This window comes from Limnohabitans sp. TEGF005, from assembly GCF_055394835.1.
This window is the reverse complement of sequence record NZ_AP029226.1, coordinates 1552700-1574419: the sequence shown is the minus strand read 5'-3', so window position 1 is coordinate 1574419 and position 21720 is coordinate 1552700. Positions and strand designations below refer to the sequence as shown.

The window sequence follows — 21720 nt, the reverse complement described above, 5'->3', positions numbered from 1 at the left end:
ACCATGAGTCAAAAAGTAGCTTACGTCACAGGTGGCATGGGCGGTATCGGTACCGCTATTTGCCAGCGCCTTCACCAAGAGGGCTTCAAGGTCATCGCCGGTTGCGGCCCGACCCGCGACTTCACCAAATGGCTGGACGAGCAAAAAGCCCTGGGCTTCACGTTTTATGCCTCGGTTGGCAACGTCGGTGACTGGGATTCCACCGTGGAAGCCTTCAGCAAGACCAAAGCCGAACACGGCAGCATTGATGTGTTGGTCAACAACGCCGGCATCACCAAGGACCGCATGTTCTTGAAGATGAGTCGCGACGACTGGGATGCCGTGATGAACACCAACCTGGACTCCATGTTCAACGTGACCAAGCAAGTGGTCGCCGACATGGTGGAAAAAGGCTGGGGCCGCATCATCAACATCAGCTCGGTCAACGGCGAAAAAGGCCAAGCAGGTCAGACCAATTACTCGGCTGCCAAGGCTGGCATGCACGGCTTCTCGATGGCTTTGGCACAAGAGTTGGCCACCAAGGGCGTGACGGTGAACACCGTGTCACCCGGCTACATCGGCACCGACATGGTCAACGCCATTCGTCCTGATGTGTTGGAAAAGATCGTCGCCACCGTGCCCGTCAAGCGTTTGGGCAAACCCAGCGAAATCGCCTCCATCATTGCCTGGCTGGCCAGCGAAGAGGGCGGTTACGCCACTGGCGCTGACTTTTCCGTCAACGGCGGCTTGCACATGGGCTGATGCTTTGGCATCAACCCCCCCAAAAAAACCCGCCTCGGCGGGTTTTTTTTGCGCCCGCACACTGTGCAGGCCTTGGCCAATGCGGTCAGTTGCCGACTTGCTTGCCTGTTCCCACCATCTGCATGGCCGATGCGATCAGGCCAGAGACTTCGCTCATATTGCCCGGCACGATCAGCGTGGTCTTGGCATCTTGTGCAACTTTGCCGTAGGCCTGCACGGCTTGCTCAGCCACTTTGAGCTGCACCGCCTGCTCGCCGCCGGGTTGGCGGATGGCTGCGGCAATGCGCTCAATCGCTTGAGCGGTGGCGTTGGCCATTTCGGTGATGGCGGCGGCATCGCCTTGGGCTTTGTTGATGGCGGCTTGCTTTTCGCCTTCAGAGCGGGCAATGAAGGCCTCGCGCTCACCCGTGGCGATGTTGATTTGCTCTTGGCGACGACCTTCAGAGGCCGCGATCAAGGCGCGTTTTTCGCGTTCTGCCGTGATCTGCGATTGCATGGCGTGCAGGATTTCGCTGGGCGGGGTCAGGTCTTTGATCTCGTAGCGCAGCACCTTAACGCCCCAGTTCAAGGCGGCCTCATCGATGGCCGCAACCACCTGGGCGTTGATGATGTCGCGCTCTTCAAAGGTCTTGTCCAGCTCCAGTTTGCCAATCACGCTGCGCAGACTGGTTTGGGCCAACTGGGTCACAGCCACGATGTAATTGGACGAGCCGTAGCTGGCCAGTTTGGGGTCGGTCACCTGAAAGTACAGAATGCCATCGACCTGCAACTGCGTGTTGTCGCGCGTGATGCAGATCTGACTGGGCACGTCCAGGGGAATTTCTTTGAGGCTGTGCTTTTGGATCACGTTGTCCACAAACGGCACCACAAAATTCAGACCCGGTGTGAGGCTGGCGTGGTATTTGCCCAGCCGCTCAACCACCCAAGCGTGCTGTTGTGGCACGACCTTGACGGTCTTGATGATGAACAGGACGGCAATGACCAGGAAAAGAATGGCGATTTCCATGTGAAGACTCCCTTTTTGATAAATCAGTGATCAGATTTTTTCGAGCACCAGACGGTTGCCCTGAATCGCCTGAATGCGGTGCAAGCCTGGCGATGGTTTTGATGGGGGCGTGTTCACCGCTGTCCAGTTGGCGCCCCGGTGTTTGACTTGCGCCAGGCCTTGCGCATCCCACGCATCGACCTGAACCGTTTCACCCACATCCAGGTGCTGCGCCGTTTCGCGGGCGGCCGGTGGTTCAGTTTGGCGCTGGCGGTAGGCGTTCCACACCACCACGGCCAAGCCACCCACGGCGGCAGCCACAACCACTTGCACTGTGAAACTTGCCCCCGCATGCGCGACCACGGCCCCAGCCGCTGCGCCAAGGGCCAGCATCAGCAGATAAAAAGTACCGGTCGTCAGCTCCAGGGCAACCAAGGCACCGGCCACGAGCCACCAGATCGTCGGGTTGTTCATCGTCGAATTCCTTCTTGTTGAAAGCGTTTGGCATCATGCTACCTTTTGTTCGCGTTCGGGTACGCCTTGGCCGTGTCAAGCCAAGGATAATCAAGCCCATGCAATTTCCCGATATTCAACGCTGGCGCCTGTCGGTGGCCCCCATGATGGACTGGACAGACCGTCACTGTCGTTTCTTTCACCGCCTGCTGACCCGTCACACCTTGCTCTACACCGAGATGGTGACCATCGGCGCTTTGCGCCACGGCAGTGTTCAGAGACACCTGCGCTTCAATGCCGAAGAACACCCTGTTGCCTTGCAGCTGGGTGGCAGCGATGCGGGCGATCTGGCCCATGCGGCCAAGTTGGGACAAGAGTGGGGTTATGACGAGATCAACCTCAACTGCGGTTGCCCTTCCGACCGTGTGCAACGCGGCGCATTTGGCGCGTGCCTGATGAACGAGCCGCGCACGGTGGCCGATGGCGTCAAGGCCATGCTCGATGTGGTCGATGTGCCCGTGACCGTCAAGCACCGCATTGGCATTGACCGCATTGAAAGCTACGACTTTGTGCGCGATTTTGTGGGCACCGTCAGCGATGCGGGTTGCAAGGTGTTCATCGTGCACGCCCGCAATGCCTGGCTCGATGGCCTGAGCCCCAAAGAGAACCGCGAGATTCCGCCGCTGCGCTATGAACTGGCGTACCAGCTCAAAAAAGACTTTCCGGGTCTGGTCATTGCCGTGAACGGCGGCATCAAGACCAACCCAGAAATCGCGCTGCACCTGCAAGATGCCGATGGCGTGATGGTTGGGCGTGAAGCGTATTACAACCCCTGGCTGCTGGGCAGCTGGGACGCCGAGTTCTACGGCGATAACCACGAGGTGCCCAGTCGCGAAGCGGTTGAAGAAGCGATGGTGGCCTACATGGAACGGGCGTTTGCCGAAGATGCTTGCCCTTGGTACGCGATTGCCCGCCACATGCTGGGGCTTTACCACGGACAACGGGGTGGGCGTTTGTGGCGGCAGGTCTGGAGTGACCACAAGCTGAAGCCCCTGCCTCCGCGCGAAGTCTGGCAGTTGGCCCGCGCTGCGTTGGCGCGGGGTGCGGTCATCACCGACTGACTTATTGCGCGGCCTGCAAGCCGTTCATGAAGTGGGCTGACATGCGCTGTGCAGCCAGCTCGGGCTGACGGCTCGTCAAGGCCTGAACAATGGCGGCGTGTTCGGCCAGCGACTGCTCGATCCGGCCCTCTTTGAACAGCGAGCTGTGCCGGTTGAGCTTCATCACCTTGCGCAGGTCGGCCACCATCTGGTCGCGCCAGCGGTTGTCGGCCAACTCCAACAGCAGCATGTGGAAGGCTTCGTTGATCTCGAAAAAGCGGTCACGGTCTGCCGTGGCGTTTTCCAGATCCTGGTGCAAGGCGCTGATTTGGGCCATCTGTTCGTCGCTGGCGCTTTGGGCCACCACGCGGGCGGCGTCTGACTCCAACAAGGCCAGCAGGTGGTAGACATCGCGCAGGTCTTTTTCGCTGACCTCGGTGACATAGGCGCCTCGACGCACCTTCATGGTCACCAGTCCCTCAGCGGCCAGCACTTTCAGGGCTTCACGCAAAGGCGTGCGGCTGATGCCAAGGGCCTCAGCGATGCGCAACTCATCAATCCAGCTACCGGGCTCGAGTTCACGCGCAAAAATCCGCTGCCGCAAGAGTTCGGCAACTTCTTCGTACAGAGCACGGGGGGCGAGTGACAAGGCAGACATGGCGTGATGGGGCAGGGCGTTAATCAGCGGGGGGCGGGCGTTTCAGATGCTGAATTGTAAGCCGGTTAAAATATTTTGCATCAATAATTATGAATCACGGTATTTGTAAGCCGGTCGGCAGCCTGTAGCTGCCAAAATCTGAGCAAGTCACTTTTGTCCCGAAAGCACAGCGCCATGACGTCCAAATCCTTTGAATTCAACGCTTCCAACTTGGAAGCCTGGCAAAAAGCAGCGGTCAAATCCGCCCCCGGTGGCGATGTGAACGCCCTGAACTGGAAGACCCCCGACGGTATCGTCGTGAAGCCGCTCTACACAGCAGAAGACACGCAGCACTTGGCGTACGTCAACACGCTGCCGGGTTTTGAGCCTTTCTTGCGCGGGCCGCAAGCCACCATGTACGCGGTGCGCCCCTGGACGATTCGTCAGTACGCTGGTTTTTCTACCGCCGAAGAATCCAACGCGTTTTACCGCAAGGCTTTGGCCGCAGGCGGGCAGGGCGTCTCGGTCGCGTTTGATTTGGCCACGCACCGCGGATACGACTCCGACCACCCCCGCGTGACAGGCGATGTGGGCAAGGCCGGTGTGGCCATTGATTCGGTCGAGGACATGAAGATCCTGTTCAACGAGATCCCGCTCGACAAAGTGTCCGTCTCGATGACCATGAACGGCGCGGTGCTGCCCGTGTTGGCGGGCTACGTGGTGGCTGCCGAAGAGCAAGGCGTGTCACAAGACAAACTGAGCGGCACCATTCAGAACGACATTCTGAAAGAGTTCATGGTGCGCAACACCTACATCTACCCGCCTGAGCCGTCGATGAAGATCATCGGCGACATCATCGAGTACACGGCCCAGAACATGCCGAAGTTCAACTCGATCTCGATCTCGGGCTACCACATGCAAGAAGCCGGGGCCAACCAGGCACTCGAGATGGCCTTCACCCTGGCCGACGGCAAAGAGTATGTGAAAACCGCCATTGCCAAAGGCATGGACGTGGACGGTTTTGCCGGTCGTCTGTCCTTTTTCTGGGCGGTCGGCATGAACTTTTATCTGGAAATCGCCAAGATGCGTGCGGCCCGCCTGCTGTGGTGCCGCATCATGAAGGGCTTTGACGCCAAGAACCCCAAGAGCCTCATGTTGCGCACGCACAGCCAGACTTCGGGCTGGTCGCTCACCGAGCAAGATCCTTACAACAACGTGGTGCGCACCACGATTGAAGCCATGGCGGCCGTGTTTGGCGGCACGCAGTCGCTGCACACCAACTCGTTCGACGAAGCGATTGCGCTGCCCACAGAATTCAGCTCACGCATTGCGCGCAATACCCAGCTCATCATTCAAGAAGAAACCCACATCACCAACGTGATCGACCCTTGGGCTGGCAGCTACATGATGGAGAGCCTGACACAAGAGATGGCCGACAAGGCCTGGGCCATCATCGAAGAAGTCGAAGCCATGGGCGGCATGACCAAAGCCGTGGGCAGCGGCTGGGCCAAGCTCAAGATCGAAGCCGCCGCTGCTGAAAAGCAGGCCCGCATCGACTCGGGCAAAGACGTCATCGTGGGCGTCAACAAATACAAGCTGGCCAAGGAAGACCCGATCGAGACTTTGTCGATCGACAACGTCAAAGTGCGTGATGGCCAGATCGAGCGTTTGAAGCAAATCCGCGCGACCCGCGACAGCGCCAAAGTGCAAGCTGCTTTGGACGCCTTGACCGCCTCAGCCGAATCGGGCCAAGGGAATTTGCTCGATTTGTCGATTCAGGCTGTGCGCCTGCGTGCCACTGTGGGTGAAATTTCCGATGCACTTGAAAAAGTGTTTGGCCGTCACCGCGCCGACACCCAAAAGGTGACGGGCGTTTACGCAGCCGCCTACGACGACGGCGAAAACGTGGGAGACACCATGGAATATTGGAACCAGCTCAAAGCCGATATCGCCGAATTCGCCGAACAACAAGGTCGCCGTCCTCGCGTGATGATTTCGAAGTTGGGCCAGGACGGTCACGACCGGGGTGCCAAAGTGGTTGCCACCGCGTTTGCCGATTTGGGTTACGACGTTGACATGGGCCCCTTGTTCCAAACGCCAGAAGAGTGCGCACGTCAGGCCATTGAAAACGATGTGCATGCCGTGGGCGTGTCCACCTTGGCGGCAGGCCACAAAACCTTGGTGCCCGCCATCATTGCCGAGCTGAAAAAGCAGGGCGCCGATGACATCATCGTGTTCGTGGGCGGGGTCATTCCACGCCAAGACTACGACATGTTGTACGAAGCGGGTGTCAAGGGCATCTACGGCCCTGGCACACCGATCCCGGTCAGTGCCAAAGACGTTCTGGAGCAGATCAAGAAGGCGCTCGGGTGAACCCAGACCAGTTGCTTGAAGGCTTGTTGCATGGCAACGCTGCCATGCAGCGCCGCGCCATGGCCAAAGCCATTACGCTGCTCGAATCAACCCGTTCGGACCACCGAGGGCTGGCAGATGAGCTGCTCACGGCCATGCTGCCGTACACCGGCAAGTCTTTTCGCCTGGGGATCAGCGGTGTGCCGGGCGTGGGCAAGTCCACCTTCATCGAAGCGCTGGGGCTGCATTTGATCGGCCAAGGCCATCGCGTGGCTGTGTTGGCGGTAGACCCGTCCAGCACCGTTTCAGGCGGCTCCATCTTGGGTGACAAGACCCGCATGGAATTTTTGAGCGTGCACGACCAAGCCTACATTCGTCCCAGTCCGAGCAGCGGCACCTTGGGCGGTGTGGCCGAAAAAACCCGCGAATCCATGCTGGTGTGTGAGGCCGCAGGCTACGACGTGGTGATTGTTGAAACCGTGGGTGTGGGCCAGTCCGAGACCGCCGTGGCCAACATGACCGACATGTTTGTGCTGATGCAATTGCCCAATGCAGGCGACGATTTGCAGGCCATCAAAAAAGGCGTGATGGAGATCGCCGATCTGGTGGTCATCAACAAGGCCGACATCGACGCCATCGCCGCCACCCGCGCCCAGCTGCAGATCACCAGCGCTTTACAGCTCTTGGGCATGCACGGTGGCTCGGGCCACGCGCATGCAGACGACACGCTGTGGCATCCCAAGGTGGTGCAGATCAGCGCCTTGCTGGGCCAGGGCGTGGACAGTTTCTGGGCTGCCGTCAGCGAGTTCAAAGACCTGCAAACCCGCAACGGCCGCTTGGCCTCACGCCGCCAACACCAAGCCCTGTCGTGGATGTGGGAACGCATCGATGCGGGCCTGAAACAAACCTTTCGGGCGCAGCCGTGTGTGCAAACGCTGCTGCCCCAACTCAGCCAACAAGTCGCAGCGGGCCAACTGGCCGCGTCGACGGCTGCCCGTCAACTGCTCGGCGCTTACCAAGCGCAGGGTTAATTTGAAATCTTCCTGGAGAAAAGAGAGCCACCATGCAAGACATCATTGAACAACTGGAAAAAAAGCGCGCTGCGGCCCGCTTGGGCGGCGGGCAAAAGCGCATTGACGCGCAACACGCCAAAGGCAAGCTCACCGCCCGCGAGCGCATTGAGGTGTTGCTGGACGAAGGCACCTTTGAAGAGTGGGACATGTTTGTCGAACACCGTTGCACCGACTTCGGCATGCAAGACAACAAGATTCCTGGCGATGGTGTGGTCACCGGCTACGGCATGATCAACGGCCGTTTGGTGTTTGTCTTCAGCCAAGACTTCACCGTGTACGGGGGGGCTTTGTCTGAAACGCACGCCGAGAAGATTTGCAAAATCATGGACCAGGCCATGAAGGTGGGTGCACCTGTCATCGGCCTGAACGATTCGGGCGGTGCCCGCATTCAAGAAGGTGTGGCCTCGCTTGGCGGTTATGCCGACGTGTTCCAGCGCAACGTGATGGCCAGTGGCGTGGTGCCGCAGATCAGCATGATCATGGGGCCATCGGCCGGTGGCGCGGTGTATTCGCCAGCGCTGACCGACTTCATCTTCATGGTCAAAGACACCTCTTACATGTTTGTGACCGGCCCTGAGGTGGTCAAAACCGTGACGCACGAAGAAGTGACCGCCGAAGAGTTGGGCGGCGCTTTGACGCACACCACCAAGAGCGGTGTGGCCGACATGGCGTTTGAAAACGATGTCGAAGCGCTGCTGATGCTGCGCCGCTTGTACAACTACCTGCCTTTGAACAACCGCGAAAAAGCGCCTGTTCGAGCCAGTGGCGACCCATCCAGCCGCTTGGACATGAGCTTGGACACCTTGGTGCCCGAGAACCCCAACAAAGCCTATGACATGAAAGAGCTCATCGTCAAAACTGTGGACGATGGGGACTTTTTTGAGCTGCAGCCCGACTACGCCAAAAACATCTTGATCGGCTTTGCCCGTATGGAAGGCCAAACTGTGGGCATCGTGGCCAACCAGCCGCTGGTGCTGGCCGGATGCCTCGACATCAAGAGCTCCATCAAGGCCGCCCGCTTTGTGCGCTTTTGCGATGCCTTCAACATCCCTGTGATCACCTTTGTCGATGTGCCCGGCTTCATGCCCGGCACCAGCCAAGAGTTTGGCGGCATCATCAAACACGGTGCCAAGTTGCTGTACGCGTACGCCGAGTGCACCGTGCCGAAAATCACCGTCATCACGCGCAAGGCCTATGGCGGTGCGTATGACGTGATGGCTTCTAAGCACCTGCGTGGCGACGTCAACTTCGCCTGGCCCAATGCCGAAATCGCGGTGATGGGTGCCAAGGGCGCGGTGGAGATCATCTTCCGCGAAGACAAGGGCGATCCCGAAAAGCTGGCCGCCAAAGAAGCCGAATACAAAGCCCGTTTTGCCAACCCCTTTGTGGCGGGCGCACGCGGCTTCATCGACGACGTGATTCAGCCGCACGAAACCCGCAAGCGCATCTGCCGCTCGCTGGTCATGCTCAAAGACAAGAAGATTGAAAACCCATGGCGCAAGCACGGGAACATTCCACTGTGATTGCCAAGGAGAAGAACAAGATGTTTACCAAAATCCTGATTGCCAACCGTGGCGAAATCGCCTGCCGCGTCATCGCCACTGCCCAAAAGATGGGCATCCAAACCGTGGCGGTTTACTCTGAAGCCGACAAAGAAGCGCGCCATGTCATGCTGGCCGATGAGGCCGTTTTGATTGGCCCTGCCGCATCGCGCGAGTCGTATTTGGTGGCCGACAAAATCATCGCCGCGGCCAAAGCCACCGGCGCACAAGCGATTCACCCCGGCTATGGTTTTTTGAGCGAGAACGCCGAGTTCTCCAAGCGCTGCGAAGACGAAGGCATTGCCTTCATCGGTCCACGCCACTTCTCGATTGCCGCCATGGGCGACAAGATCGAGTCGAAAAAGCTCGCGGGTGCGGCGGGTGTGAACTGCATTCCCGGTGTCAATGACGCGATTGAAACCGCCGAAAAAGCGGTCGAAATTGCCAAGGGCATTGGCTACCCCGTCATGATCAAAGCATCGGCGGGCGGCGGTGGCAAAGGCCTGCGCGTGGCCTTCAACGACAAGGAAGCTTTTGAAGGCTTCACCTCTTGCCGCAACGAAGCACGCAACAGCTTCGGTGACGACCGTGTGTTCATCGAAAAATTCGTTGAAGAGCCGCGCCACATCGAGATCCAGGTGCTGGGCGACAGCCACGGCAACGTCATCTATTTGAACGAACGCGAGTGCTCGATCCAGCGCCGTCACCAAAAAGTGATCGAAGAGGCGCCATCGCCCTTCATCAGCGACGCCACCCGCAAAGCCATGGGTGAGCAGGCTGTGCAATTGGCCAAGGCCGTGAAATACCAAAGTGCGGGTACGGTCGAGTTTGTGGTCGGCAAAGACCAGAGCTTTTACTTCCTGGAGATGAACACCCGCTTGCAGGTGGAACACCCTGTGACCGAAGCCATCACGGGCCTCGATTTGGTGGAGCAAATGATCCGCGTTGCGGCCGGTGAAAAGCTCACGCTGACCCAAGCCGATGTGAAACGCGACGGCTGGGCCATTGAATGCCGCATCAACGCCGAAGACCCGTTCCGCAATTTCTTGCCATCGACAGGTCGCTTGGTGCGTTTCCAAACGCCCAAACAAACCATGTTCCAAGCCAACACCGCTGACTTGCTGGGTGTGCGCGTGGACACCGGCGTGCAAGACGGCGGCGAGATTCCGATGTTTTACGACTCGATGATCGCCAAGCTCATCGTGCATGGCAAAGACCGCAACGATGCGATTGCCAAAATGCGCGAAGCCTTGAACGGTTTTGTCATTCGGGGCATCAGCTCCAACATCCCCTTCCAAGCGGCCTTGTTGGCGCACCCGCGCTTTGTGTCGGGCGACTTCAACACCGGCTTCATTGCCGAGCAGTACAGCAAAGGCTTCCGCGCTGAAGACGTGCCGCACGACGATCACGACTTTTTGGCCGCACTGGCGGCCTTTGTGCGCCGCAAGTCACGCCAACGTGCCGCCAACCTCAGCGGTCAATTGCCGGGCTACGACGTCAAGGTTGGCCAAGACTATGCCGTGGTTGAGTTGGGGCAGGGCGGCAACAACCGCTATGTGTCGGTGCATGTGGACGAATTCACCGGCAAACCGGGTGTGGCGCAAATCACCGTGGATGGCAAAACCTATGCCATCGAAAGCAATTCCCGTTTGAACGACATCCGCATCGAAGGCACTTGCAACGGCAAGCCTTTTACAGCGCAGGTCGAGCGTGGCACGCTCAAAAACCCCTTGGCCTTGCAAGTGCAGCACAACGGCACCCGCATCGAAGCACTGGTGATGTCGCCCCGCATGGCGGAGTTGCACAAGCTCATGCCTTACAAGGCGCCACCTGATCTGAGCCGCTTTGTCTTGTCGCCCATGCCCGGCTTGCTGGTCGAGGTGTCGGTGCAACCGGGCCAGAAAGTGCAGGCCGGTGAGCGTGTGGCTGTGATCGAAGCCATGAAGATGGAAAACGTGTTGTTTGCTGCGCAAGACGGCGTGGTCAAACAGGTGGTTGCCGCCAAGGGCGAGTCGCTCACGGTGGACCAGATGATCGTGGAGTTTGAATAAATGACGCGCCCCTTCAAAGTGCTGGGCGTTCAGCAAATCGCCATTGGCGGGCCTGACAAAGCGCGCCTGCAAAAGCTCTGGGTTGACATGTTCGGCCTCGAAGTGACCGGCACCTTCAAAAGCGAACGCGAAAACGTGGACGAAGACATCTGCGCCATCGGCACCGGCCCGTTCAAGGTCGAGGTCGACTTGATGCAACCGCTGGACCTCGATAAAAAACCCGCCGTGCACACCACACCGCTCAACCACATTGGTTTGTGGATAGACGATCTGCCGGTGGCGGTCGAATGGCTCACGTCGCAAGGCGTGCGCTTTGCGCCCGGCGGCATCCGCAAGGGCGCGGCCGGCTTCGACATCACCTTTTTGCACCCCAAGGCGAACGAAGAGTTCCCCATCGGTGGCGAGGGCGTGTTGATCGAGTTGGTGCAGGCCCCTGCCGAGGTGGTCAAGGCATTTGCAGCTTTGGCGGCCAACGCGCACTGACGAGTTGTCTGCGCTGAAACTTCGAGCGCACAAGAGGGCCTAGAGGGCCTAGAGGGTCTAGAGGGTCTAGAGGGCCATACCAACCCGCCAGCTAAACCCCGCTGCCCTGTCATGCCCGCGCACGCGGGCATCCATGAGTGCCGAAGGCACGAACTCCGATGAAGTCGAGGGGACGCTCGAAGGCATGTATCCCGATGAAGTCCAGGTGACGGTTGAATGCATGGACCCCCGATCGAGGCGGGGGTGACAGTCGTCTGTCATACCGCCTTGTTGCAACACCACCTTGCCAGTGAAAGCCCACAGACCTGTCATGCCCGCGCACGCGGGCATCCATGAGTGCCGAAGGCATGGGCTCCGATGAAGTCGAGGGGACGCTCGAAGGCCTGTATCCCGATGAAATCCAGGTGACGGGCGAAGGCATGGACCCCCGATCGAGTCGGGGGTGACTGTCGTCTGTCATACCGCCTTGTTGCAACACCACCTTGCCAGTGAAAGCCCACAGCCCTGTCATGCCCGCGCACGCGGGCATCCATGAGTGCCGAAGGCATGGACCCCCGATCGAGTCGGGGGTGACCGATGCTGGTCAGTCGCACCCTCTTGTCAGCTGCGGCCTCTTGTCAGCTGCGGCCTCTTGTCAGGCGAGGTTTTGGCGGGCTTTGGCTTTGGCGAGTGCCGCTTCGATGATGGCGCGTTTGCGCTCTGCTTCGGGGGCGTTTTCAGTGCCTTTGGTGTGCTCTGCCAAGTCGGCCAATTTGTGCTCGGCCTTGGCTTGCTGTTGGCGTTGATGGGCGGCTTCTTCTTGGACCAAGCGGTGCTGGCGCGATTCGAAGCGTGAGCGCGCAGTTTGCGCCAGTGACGGTGACCAAGCGGCCCAGCCGGTTTGGGCACCCGTGACGTTTTCCAATGCAATGCAGTCCACCGGGCAAACGGGAATACACAGTTCGCAACCAGTGCACCAGGGCTCAATCACGGTGTGCATGAGCTTGTTGGCCCCCAAAATCGCATCGGTCGGGCAGGCCTTGATGCACAGCGTACAACCAATGCACCACGCCTCATCAATGAGGGCCACATGGCGTGGCCCCTCGGTGCCATGCTCCGGGTTGAGTGGCATGACGGCTTGGCCTGTCAGGGCCGCCAATCGCTCGATGCCCGCTTGGCCTCCGGGTGGGCATTGGTTGATGGGCGCCAGCCCCTCGGCCATGGCCTGGGCGTAACTGGCGCAGTCGGGGAAGCCGCAACGCGTGCACTGCGTTTGGGGCAGGGCGTTGTTTAGCAATAGAAAAAGCGCCTGGGTCTCAGGCGCTGTTCGTGGCAAAGCGGGCATGGGCCTTAGGCTTTTTTCTTCGGATCAACCCAAGTGGTTTTAACCGAGGTGCTGGGCACAGCTTTCGCCGTGACCTTGTTGGGCGCTTTGGTGCTGGCCTTGGCAACCGCCTTGACCGGGGCTTTCACGGCCGCTTTGTTGGCGACTTTGGCCGCGGGCTTGGCCGCAACTGACACCGGTTTGGCCGCAACCAGGTTGGCCGCAACCGGGGTCATGACCTTGGGCGTCGCCACGGTCTTGGCCTCGGCCACTGCAGCCACCACAGCGGCTTTGGCCTTTGCTTTGGGGGCATGGCTCAGGATGAACTTGACCAGTTGCGGGTAGACCACATCGCGCCAGCGGCGGCCGCTGAAGATGCCGTAGTGGCCCGCACCAGGCACTTCCAAATGCAGGCGCTCGCTTGCGGGCACGCCGCTGCACAAGTCTTGCGCGGCGCGTGTCTGGCCGGAGCCGGAGATGTCGTCCAGCTCGCCTTCCACGGTCATCAGGGCCGTGCCCTTGATGTCTTGCGGGCGCACGCGTTCGACTTTGCCGTCCACGCCTTTCACATCCCAAGTGCCGTTGACCAGTTTGAAGTCCTGGAACACGGTTTGGATGGTTTCCAGGTAGTAGTCGGCGTCCATGTCGAGCACGGCGTTGTACTCGTCGTAAAACTTGCGGTGCGCTTCGGTGCTGGCGTCGTCACCTTTGATCAAGTCTTTGAAGTAGTCGTAATGGCTGGTGGCGTGGCGATCGGGGTTCATGGCCACAAAGCCGGTGTACTGCAAGAAGCCTGGGTAGACGCGGCGACCAGCGCCTGGGAAGGACGCGGGCACGCGGTAGATCACGTTGTTCTCAAACCACTCAAAACTCTTGTTGGTGGCCAGGTTGTTCACCGAAGTGGGCGACTTTCGGGCATCGATCGGGCCGCCCATCATGGTCATGGTCAGCGGGGTTTTTTCGCCACGGCTGGCCATCAAGGACACCGCAGCCAGAACAGGTACGGTCGGCTGGCAAACGCTGACCACATGGCAGTTGCCGTAAATGGATTGCAGGTGGCGAATGAATTCCTGCACATAGTTGATGTAGTCGTCCAGGTGGAATTCACCGTCCGCCAAGGGCACCAGACGGGCGTTTTTCCAGTCGGTGATGTAGACCTTGTGGTCTTGCAACATGGTTTTGACGGTGTCACGCAGCAAGGTGGCGTAGTGGCCCGACAAAGGTGCCACGATCAGCACGGTGGGTTGGGCCTTGAGCTGGGTAAGTGTGGCGGTATCGTCAGAGAATCGTTTGAAACGACGCAACTCACAGAAAGGCTTGTCGATTTCGATGCGCTCGTGCACAGCGACATCGGTTTTGTTGACCTTGATGGTGCGGATGCCGAACTCTGGCTTTTCGTAGTCCTTGCCCAGGCGGTGCATGAGGGCATAGCCAGCCGAAGCCCGTTGGGCCATGGGCGTTTGAGAAATCGGGTTCAGTGGGTTGCTGTACAGCTTGGCTGCAGCTTGTGCCAGATCGGAAAAAGGCTCCATGATCGAGCGTTGTGTTTCAAAAATCTGATAAAGCATGTGACAGTTTCCCTTGCAACAAAATGGTGCGCTGCAGCAATACTACAGGAGACCACCCGGTATTTTTTGAGTTTGGCCCCTAATCGGCAGTCACCTTCCGGACCGCCCAAAAAGAAACCGCCCCGTCAGGGGCGGTTGCAAGCCGGATGTCAGTCTTGCTGACCGTCAATTCAGACGACTTTGGCGATCGATGCGCAGACGTAGTCGATGTTTTTGCTGTTGAGCGCAGCCACACACATGCGACCGGTGTCGGTGCCGTACACGCCAAACTCGTTGCGCAGGCGCACCATCTGGTCTTTGGTCAGGCCTGAGTAGCTGAACATGCCGATTTGGGTGGTGATGAAGCTCATGTCTTGCTGCACGCCTGCGGCTTTGAGGCTGTCCACCAGTTTTTGGCGCATGGCCTTGATGCGCACGCGCATTTCAGCCAATTCGCTTTCCCACTGAGCACGCAGTTCGGGGTTGTTCAAGACCGCGGCCACGACCGCACCACCGTGGATGGGTGGGTTGGAGTAGTTGGTTCGGATGGCGATCTTCAATTGCGACAGCACGCGCGAGGCTTCTTCTTTGTCAGAGGCCACGACCGACAGGGCGCCCACGCGCTCGCCGTACAGGCTGAAGCTCTTGGAAAACGAGGTGGACACAAAGATGTTCAGGCCCGCAGCCACGAATTTGCCGATCACAGCACCGTCTTCGGCGATGCCATGGCCAAAGCCTTGGTAGGCCATGTCGAGGAAGGCGGTCAAGCCCTTGGCCTTGACCACGGTGATCACTTGGTCCCACTGCGCATCGGTGATGTCATAGCCGGTGGGGTTATGACAGCAAGCGTGCAGCACCACGATGGTGCCCGCAGCGGCGGCATTCAGGCTGGCCAGCATGCCCTCGAAGTCCACGCCACGCTTGGCCGCGTCGTAATAGGCGTAGGTGTCGACTTCAAAACCGGCGTTCACAAAGATGGCGCGGTGGTTTTCCCAGCTGGGGTCCGAAATCAAGACTTTGGCATTGGGGCTGACTTTCTTCAAGAAATCGGCACCGATTTTCAGTCCGCCAGTGCCGCCAATGGCTTGCACGGTGGACACTCGGCCAGACTTGACCACATCGGAGTCAGCGCCAAACACCAGCGCCTTGACGGCGTTGTCATAGGCCACGATGCCGTCAATCGGCAAGTAACCGCGGGCGGTTGGGGTGGCCATCATGGTTTTTTCGGCCGCTTGCACGCACTGCAGCAAAGGCAGTTTGCCGTTGTCGTCGAAATACACGCCCACACCCAGGTTGACCTTGTTGGGGTTGGTGTCTGCGTTGAATTGTTCGTTCAGACCCAAGATCGGGTCGCGGGGGGCCATTTCGACGGCGGAAAACAGAGACATGAAGGTTTCCTGTAAAACGAGGTAAGCGCAGAACGCGAAGGTGTCGATTTTACAGGCCCCAAGCCACTGAAAAGCGCTTCGTCTGCATTCGAAGCAAGTTCATAAAAAGGATTTTGCGCATAAAATATGCGCATATTTGATGGAGTTTTGCATGTTGCGCTTTGAAGATGCCCCTAAAAAACCAGCCAATTTGTCGCTCAATGCCGAGGTGCTGGCCATGGCCCGTGAATTGGGCATGAATGTTTCCAAAACCGTAGATGCTTTGCTGACCGAAGAGGTCAAGCGCCAGTATTGGGCGCGTTGGCAGTTGCAAAATCAGGATGCGATTGCCAGCTACAACGCTCGGATTGAGCAAGAGGGCTTGCCCTTGGATGCTTTTCGGAGCTTCTGATTCATGGCCCAATTTGATGTTTATGCCCACCCTGATGCCAGGATGCGCGAGCGCACGCCGTATTTGCTGGATGTGCAAAACACCTTTCTGGACCGCATTGCCACACGTGTGGTGATCCCTTTGCGTGGTGTCGAATTTGCACCTTTGCCCATGCGTGATCTCAACCCTATTTGCACGGTAGAAGGGCAAGCTGTTGTTCTCGACACTGCCGCACTCGCCGCTGTACCTTTGCGGTGGTTGGGCGCGCCGCTTTTGAATTTGCGTGCACAGTCCCCCGAGGTGGTCAATGCTCTCGATATCCTGTTTGGCGGCTATTGACGACAGGTTTTTTGATGCTTGCGCACGCACGGTGTTTAACCCACCTGGCCTTTCCACCTGAAACGAGTTCCCATGTCTGAAATCATCCCTCTGGCAGAAGTGGCGGCAATTGCGCCCTCTGGACAGTTCGTCAGCTATCCAGGCTCGCCCTTCGAGCTGTACCAACCTTATCCGCCCGCAGGCGATCAACCTGTGGCCATCGAGCAATTGGTCGAGGGCGTGCACGACGGCGAGGTGTTCCAAACCCTGCTGGGCGTGACGGGCTCGGGCAAGACCTTCACCATGGCCAATGTGATCGCGCAGCTCGGGCGGCCGGCCATTGTGTTTGCGCCCAACAAAACGCTGGCGGCGCAGCTGTACAGCGAGTTCCGTGAGTTTTTCCCGAAAAACGCGGTCGAATATTTCGTCAGTTATTACGACTATTACCAGCCCGAGGCCTATGTGCCTCAGCGTGATTTGTTCATCGAGAAAGACTCGGCGATCAACGAGCACATCGAGCAAATGCGCCTGTCTTGCACCAAAAGCATCATGGAGCGGCGCGATGTGGTGATTGTGGCCACGGTGTCGGCCATTTACGGCATTGGCGAGCCCGAGAGCTACCACCGCATGATCATGACGCTGCGCACGGGGGACAAGCTGGGTCAGCGCGACGTGATCGCGCAGCTGATCCGTATGCAGTACCAGCGCAACGACATGGAGTTTTCGCGCGGCAAGTTCCGGGTGCGGGGAGACACGATTGACGTTTTCCCGGCGGAGCATTCCGAGTTGGCCATCCGCATTGAGTTGTTTGATGACGAGATTGAAAGCCTGCAATTGTTTGACCCCTTGACGGGCCGCATCCGCCAGAAGATCCCGCGTTTCACGGTGTATCCCTCCAGCCATTACGTCACGCCGCGAGACAAGGTCTTGGCCGCCGTGGAAACCATCAAGGTCGAGCTGGCACAGCGTCTGAAAGAGTTGGTGGGCATGGGCAAGTTGGTCGAGGCCCAGCGCCTGGAGCAGCGCACCCGTTTTGACCTGGAAATGTTGTCTGAAGTGGGCCACTGCAAAGGCATTGAAAACTACACCCGGCATTTGTCGGGCGCAGCCCCCGGCGACCCGCCCAGCACCTTGACCGATTACATGCCGCCCGATGCGATCATGTTTTTGGACGAGAGTCACCAGATGATTGGCCAGCTCAACGCCATGTACAACGGCGACAAAGCCCGCAAGACCACGCTGGTGGAATACGGCTTTCGGCTGCCCAGTGCGTTGGACAATCGGCCGCTCAAGTTTGAAGAGTTTGAAAAGCGCATGCGCCAATGCATCTTCGTATCGGCCACACCCGCCGACTACGAAAAGACCCACGCTGGCAAGGTGGTCGAGCAAGTGGTGCGCCCCACCGGCTTGGTCGATCCGCAAGTTGAAGTGCGCCCGGCCACCCACCAGGTGGACGATGTGCTGCAGGAAATCCGCATCCGGGTCGAAAAGAACGAGCGTGTCCTCATCACCACCTTGACCAAGCGCATGGCCGAGCAGTTGACGGATTACATGAGTGACAACGGCGTCAAGGTGCGCTACCTGCACAGCGATGTGGACACGGTGGAGCGGGTGGAAATCCTGCGTGATCTGCGCCTGGGCGCTTTCGACGTGCTGATCGGCATCAACTTGCTGCGCGAGGGATTGGACATTCCCGAGGTGTCGCTGGTCGCCATTTTGGATGCCGACAAAGAAGGCTTCCTGCGTGCCGAGCGCAGCCTGATCCAGACCATTGGCCGTGCCGCGCGTAATTTGAATGGCCGGGCGATTTTGTACGCCGACCGCATCACCGAGTCGATGAAAAAAGCCATGGGCGAGACCGAGCGCCGCCGCATCAAGCAATTGGCACACAACGAGGCCATGGGCATCACGCCCAAGAGCATCGTCAAAAAGGTGAAGGACCTGATCGACGGCGTTTACAGCGAAAAGTCGGGCAAAGAAGCCGAGCGCCTAGAGCAGGCTGCTTTGCAGCGGGCAAAGGTCGAGGACATGACCGAAAAAGACATCGCACGCGCCATCAAGCAGCTTGAAAAGCAAATGATGGAGCACGCCCGTAACCTGGAGTTCGAAAAAGCCGCGCAAGTCCGCGACCAGCTGGGCATCTTGAAAGAGCAGGCCTTTGGTGCCACAGGTGGCGACAACATCGTGCCTTTGATTCGGGCTTGAATAACCCTATAACCTGAGTGATTTGATCGGGATTGGGCTATACTTGACTCGTTTAGTCGGGAACCTGCTCAGGCAGGCCACAGACCGAGTCCCCATCCACATCAGGAGTCTGCCATGCGTTTAACCACCAAAGGCCGTTTTGCCGTCACCGCCATGATCGATTTGGCTTTGCGTCAAGACGCAGGCCCTGTGACTTTGGCTGCGATCAGTCAGCGTCAACAAATTTCACTGTCCTATCTGGAGCAGTTGTTCGGCAAACTGCGCCGCCACAACCTGGTCGAATCCACGCGTGGCCCTGGCGGCGGTTACACCTTGGGGCGCAAATCCACAGAGATCACGGTGGCTGACATCATTTTGTCGGTGGATGAGCCCATCGACGCCACCCATTGCGGTGGCAAAGAGAACTGCAATGGCGGCGATGGCCGCTGCATGACGCACGACCTGTGGGCGTCGCTTAATTCCAAAATGGTTGAGTTTTTGGACTCCGTTTCACTGCAAAAGTTGGTGGACGACCAATTGGCCAAAGGCCTTGTGGTGGAGTCCAAACCCAATATCAAACGTGCCATTTCTCCCATGCCGGTCGTTAAACCGATCCGTGTGAATGTGCCCAACTCGGTTTTCGACCTGGGCAATATGTTCGCCAAATCCTGATCCTTGAAGAAGTACAGACCATGACCACACCCCACTTTCCCATTTACCTCGACTACGGCGCGACCAACCCTTGCGATCCTCGCGTGGTGGACGCCATCGTGCCCTGGTTGCGTGAGCACTTTGGCAACCCTGCATCGCGCACCCATGCTTGGGGCTGGGAAGCCGAAGCGGCGGTTGAAAAAGCCCGTGAACAAGTGGCCGACTTGATCGGAGCCGATTCCCGCGAAATCGTCTGGACCAGCGGTGCCACCGAATCCAACAACCTCGCCATCAAGGGTGCAGCGCACTTCTACAAGTCGCGTGGCAAGCACCTGATCACGGCCAAGACCGAGCACAAAGCGGTGCTCGACACCATGCGCGAACTGGAGCGCCAAGGCTTTGAAGTCACTTACCTCGACGTGCAGGCCGATGGTCTGCTGAACATGGACGCACTCAAGGCCGCGATTCGCCCTGACACCATTTTGATCAGTGTGATGTTCGTGAACAACGAAATTGGCGTGATCCAGGACGTGACCGCGATTGGTAACTTGTGCCGTGAAAAAGGCATTATTTTCCATGTTGATGCAGCGCAAGCCACGGGCAAGGTCGAGATCGATATGACCCAGCTGCCCATCGACCTGATGAGCTTGGCCTCCCACAAAACCTACGGCCCTAAAGGCATTGGTGCCTTGTATGTGCGCCGCAAGCCCCGCATTCGCCTGGAAGCGCAAATGCATGGCGGCGGTCATGAGCGCGGCATGCGCTCGGGCACTTTGCCCACGCACCAATGCGTTGGCATGGGCGAGGCTTTTCGCATCGCCAAGCTGGAAATGGCCCAGGACAACGCCAAGGCGCGTGCCTTGCACGACCGTCTGATGAACGGCCTGAGCGATATGGAGCAGGTGTTTCTGAACGGTCACGCCACTCAGCGCGTGCCGCACAACATCAACATGAGCTTCAACTTCGTTGAAGGCGAATCGCTCATCATGGGCATCAAGGGCCTGGCCGTGTCGTCCGGCTCGGCTTGCACCTCGGCCAGCCTGGAGCCCAGCTATGTACTGCGTGCCTTGGGTCGCAGCGACGAACTCGCTCACAGCAGCCTGCGCATGACGATTGGTCGCTGGACCACCGAAGAAGACATCGACTACGCGATCAAAACCATTCGCGAGAACGTGGCCAAGTTGCGCGAACTCAGCCCTCTTTGGGAAATGCACCAAGACGGCATTGACTTGAGCACCATCCAGTGGGCCGCTCACTGATTCGAACACCTTCAATCGCACATTGAACTGAATACGGAGAAACACCATGGCTTATTCTGAAAAAGTGGTTGACCACTACGAAAACCCCCGCAACGTCGGCTCGTTCGACAAGGGCGACGACAGCGTGGGCACCGGCATGGTCGGCGCCCCGGCTTGTGGCGACGTCATGAAATTGCAGATCAAGGTCAACCCGCAAACCGGGGTGATCGAAGACGCTCGCTTCAAGACTTACGGCTGCGGCTCGGCCATTGCTTCCAGCTCGCTCGTGACCGAATGGGTCAAGGGCAAAACGCTCGACGAAGCAGCGGCTTTGAAAAACAGCCAGATTGCCGAAGAGCTGGCACTGCCGCCCGTCAAGATCCATTGCTCCATCCTGGCCGAAGACGCCATCAAGGCGGCTGTGGACGACTACAAAAAGAAACACCTGAACTGACATGGCCATCTCACTGTCTGCCGCTGCTGCGCGGCATGTGACCCGGTATCTGGCCAAACGTGGCTCGGGCGTGGGTGTGCGTTTGGGCGTCAAAACCACCGGCTGCTCTGGCCTGGCCTACAAGCTCGAATACGTGGACGAAATTGCCCCGGAAGACGTGGTGTTTGAAGGCCACGGCGTCAAGGTGCTGGTAGACCCCAAAAGTCTGGCCTACATCGACGGCACCGAGTTGGATTTCGTGCGTGAGGGCCTTAACGAGGGCTTTCGCTTCAACAACCCCAACGAGCGTGACCGCTGCGGTTGCGGCGAATCGTTCCGCGTGTGATCTCCCTCCAAGCCAACGACTTCGAGCTGTTTGATGTGCCTGTGCAGTTTGCACAGGACCGCGCACAACTGGACGCCCGCTGGAAAGCTTTGCAACGCGAAGCCCACCCTGACCGTTTTGCTGCCGAAGGGGCGGCGGCGCAACGCATCGCGATGCAATGGTCGGTGCGCATCAATGAGGCCTATCAGCGCCTGAAAGACCCGCTCAAACGGGCTGCTTATTTGTGTGAATTGCAAGGCGCGCCTGTGCAGGCCGAGAACAACACGGCGATGCCCGCAGCCTTTCTGATGCAGCAAATGGAATGGCGCGAAAACCTCGAAGACACCGACAGCGCCCAAGGCCTGGAAGCCTTGGCCAATGAAGTGGCTGCTGAACAACGCCGTGTGCTGCAAGAGCTGGCCCGACTGCTGGACGAGTCCAAGGATCCCGCGCAAGCCGTGGGGCAGGTGAGGGCGCTCATGTTCATAGAGCGCTTCACCCAAGAAGTGGACGCTAAACTTGACCGATTGACTTGAATCTCCCTGAT

General features: G+C 58.6%; 21 protein-coding genes. 15 read left to right on the top strand and 6 right to left on the bottom strand.

Annotated features, from left to right (window positions below; all coding sequences use genetic code 11):
* Positions 1–3: 3 nt before the first annotated feature.
* Entirely contained in the window at positions 4–741 is a 738-nt protein-coding gene (phbB, locus tag ACZ5RG_RS07575; RefSeq protein ID WP_464446715.1) for an acetoacetyl-CoA reductase, read from the top strand.
* Between the two features lie 85 nt (positions 742–826).
* Here phbB and ACZ5RG_RS07570 read toward each other — a convergent pair whose 3' ends face one another.
* Positions 827–1747, bottom strand: a complete 921-nt coding sequence (locus tag ACZ5RG_RS07570) for an SPFH domain-containing protein (protein ID WP_019429385.1) — start codon at positions 1745–1747, stop codon at positions 827–829.
* 30 nt (positions 1748–1777) lie between these two features.
* Positions 1778–2200, bottom strand: coding sequence for an NfeD family protein (locus ACZ5RG_RS07565; RefSeq protein ID WP_315136607.1), 423 nt, complete (start codon positions 2198–2200; stop codon positions 1778–1780).
* A gap of 98 nt (positions 2201–2298) precedes the next feature.
* On the opposite strand from ACZ5RG_RS07565, the gene dusA reads away from it, so the two are divergent.
* On the top strand, positions 2299–3300 hold the full coding sequence (gene dusA / locus ACZ5RG_RS07560) for a tRNA dihydrouridine(20/20a) synthase DusA (protein ID WP_464446714.1): 1002 nt from the start codon (positions 2299–2301) through the stop codon (positions 3298–3300).
* 1 nt (position 3301) lies between these two features.
* On the opposite strand, the gene ACZ5RG_RS07555 is transcribed toward dusA, so the two are convergent.
* Positions 3302–3937, bottom strand: coding sequence for a GntR family transcriptional regulator (locus ACZ5RG_RS07555; protein WP_298596224.1), 636 nt, complete (start codon positions 3935–3937; stop codon positions 3302–3304).
* Between the two features lie 174 nt (positions 3938–4111).
* Between ACZ5RG_RS07555 and scpA the strand changes: the two genes are divergently transcribed.
* From scpA to ACZ5RG_RS07530, 5 genes are read left to right on the top strand one after another with little or no spacing between them, the layout of a single operon-like run.
* Positions 4112–6289 (top strand): methylmalonyl-CoA mutase, encoded by a 2178-nt coding sequence (gene scpA / locus ACZ5RG_RS07550; RefSeq protein ID WP_019429389.1) that lies wholly within the window; start codon positions 4112–4114, stop codon positions 6287–6289.
* On the top strand, positions 6286–7299 hold the full coding sequence (gene meaB, locus ACZ5RG_RS07545) for a methylmalonyl Co-A mutase-associated GTPase MeaB (protein ID WP_464446713.1): 1014 nt from the start codon (positions 6286–6288) through the stop codon (positions 7297–7299). The genes scpA and meaB overlap by 4 nt, the downstream gene beginning before the upstream one ends.
* A gap of 32 nt (positions 7300–7331) precedes the next feature.
* Entirely contained in the window at positions 7332–8864 is a 1533-nt protein-coding gene (locus ACZ5RG_RS07540) for an acyl-CoA carboxylase subunit beta (protein WP_298601122.1), read from the top strand.
* A 20-nt stretch (positions 8865–8884) separates the two neighbouring features.
* Positions 8885–10933 carry an acetyl/propionyl/methylcrotonyl-CoA carboxylase subunit alpha gene (locus ACZ5RG_RS07535; RefSeq protein ID WP_315236298.1) on the top strand — a complete coding sequence of 683 codons (2049 nt, stop codon included), beginning with the start codon at positions 8885–8887 and terminating at the stop codon, positions 10931–10933.
* Positions 10934–11416: a VOC family protein gene (locus tag ACZ5RG_RS07530; protein WP_464446712.1), complete on the top strand. Its 483-nt coding sequence runs from the start codon at positions 10934–10936 to the stop codon at positions 11414–11416.
* 634 nt (positions 11417–12050) lie between these two features.
* Here the strand turns inward: ACZ5RG_RS07530 and rsxB are convergent.
* The 3 genes from rsxB to ACZ5RG_RS07515 form a co-directional block, all read right to left on the bottom strand.
* Positions 12051–12740 carry an electron transport complex subunit RsxB gene (gene rsxB, locus ACZ5RG_RS07525; RefSeq protein WP_298597432.1) on the bottom strand — a complete coding sequence of 230 codons (690 nt, stop codon included), beginning with the start codon at positions 12738–12740 and terminating at the stop codon, positions 12051–12053.
* Between the two features lie 5 nt (positions 12741–12745).
* Positions 12746–14287: a polyhydroxyalkanoate depolymerase gene (locus tag ACZ5RG_RS07520; protein ID WP_464446711.1), complete on the bottom strand. Its 1542-nt coding sequence runs from the start codon at positions 14285–14287 to the stop codon at positions 12746–12748.
* A gap of 170 nt (positions 14288–14457) precedes the next feature.
* Positions 14458–15654, bottom strand: a complete 1197-nt coding sequence (locus ACZ5RG_RS07515) for an amino acid aminotransferase (RefSeq protein ID WP_464446710.1) — start codon at positions 15652–15654, stop codon at positions 14458–14460.
* Positions 15655–15805: 151 nt separating this feature from the next.
* Between ACZ5RG_RS07515 and ACZ5RG_RS07510 the strand changes: the two genes are divergently transcribed.
* From ACZ5RG_RS07510 to hscB, 8 genes are all read left to right on the top strand, one after another.
* Positions 15806–16045, top strand: coding sequence for a type II toxin-antitoxin system CcdA family antitoxin (locus tag ACZ5RG_RS07510; RefSeq protein ID WP_026036545.1), 240 nt, complete (start codon positions 15806–15808; stop codon positions 16043–16045).
* Between the two features lie 3 nt (positions 16046–16048).
* Positions 16049–16363, top strand: coding sequence for a CcdB family protein (locus ACZ5RG_RS07505; protein WP_315236308.1), 315 nt, complete (start codon positions 16049–16051; stop codon positions 16361–16363).
* A 72-nt stretch (positions 16364–16435) separates the two neighbouring features.
* Positions 16436–18547, top strand: coding sequence for an excinuclease ABC subunit UvrB (gene uvrB / locus ACZ5RG_RS07500; protein ID WP_315136630.1), 2112 nt, complete (start codon positions 16436–16438; stop codon positions 18545–18547).
* A 114-nt stretch (positions 18548–18661) separates the two neighbouring features.
* Positions 18662–19198 (top strand): Fe-S cluster assembly transcriptional regulator IscR, encoded by a 537-nt coding sequence (gene iscR / locus ACZ5RG_RS07495; protein ID WP_019429400.1) that lies wholly within the window; start codon positions 18662–18664, stop codon positions 19196–19198.
* 20 nt (positions 19199–19218) lie between these two features.
* Complete coding sequence (locus tag ACZ5RG_RS07490; protein ID WP_298597214.1) at positions 19219–20436, top strand: IscS subfamily cysteine desulfurase; 1218 nt, start codon at positions 19219–19221, stop codon at positions 20434–20436.
* A 46-nt stretch (positions 20437–20482) separates the two neighbouring features.
* A complete protein-coding gene (gene iscU / locus ACZ5RG_RS07485) occupies positions 20483–20869 on the top strand; it encodes a Fe-S cluster assembly scaffold IscU (RefSeq protein WP_019429402.1) in 387 nt (128 codons plus the stop codon).
* A gap of 1 nt (position 20870) precedes the next feature.
* Positions 20871–21194: an iron-sulfur cluster assembly protein IscA gene (iscA, locus tag ACZ5RG_RS07480; protein WP_019425275.1), complete on the top strand. Its 324-nt coding sequence runs from the start codon at positions 20871–20873 to the stop codon at positions 21192–21194.
* Complete coding sequence (gene hscB, locus ACZ5RG_RS07475; RefSeq protein WP_464448187.1) at positions 21194–21709, top strand: Fe-S protein assembly co-chaperone HscB; 516 nt, start codon at positions 21194–21196, stop codon at positions 21707–21709. Before iscA ends, hscB begins: the two co-directional genes overlap by 1 nt.
* The last annotated feature ends 11 nt before the right edge of the window (positions 21710–21720 follow it).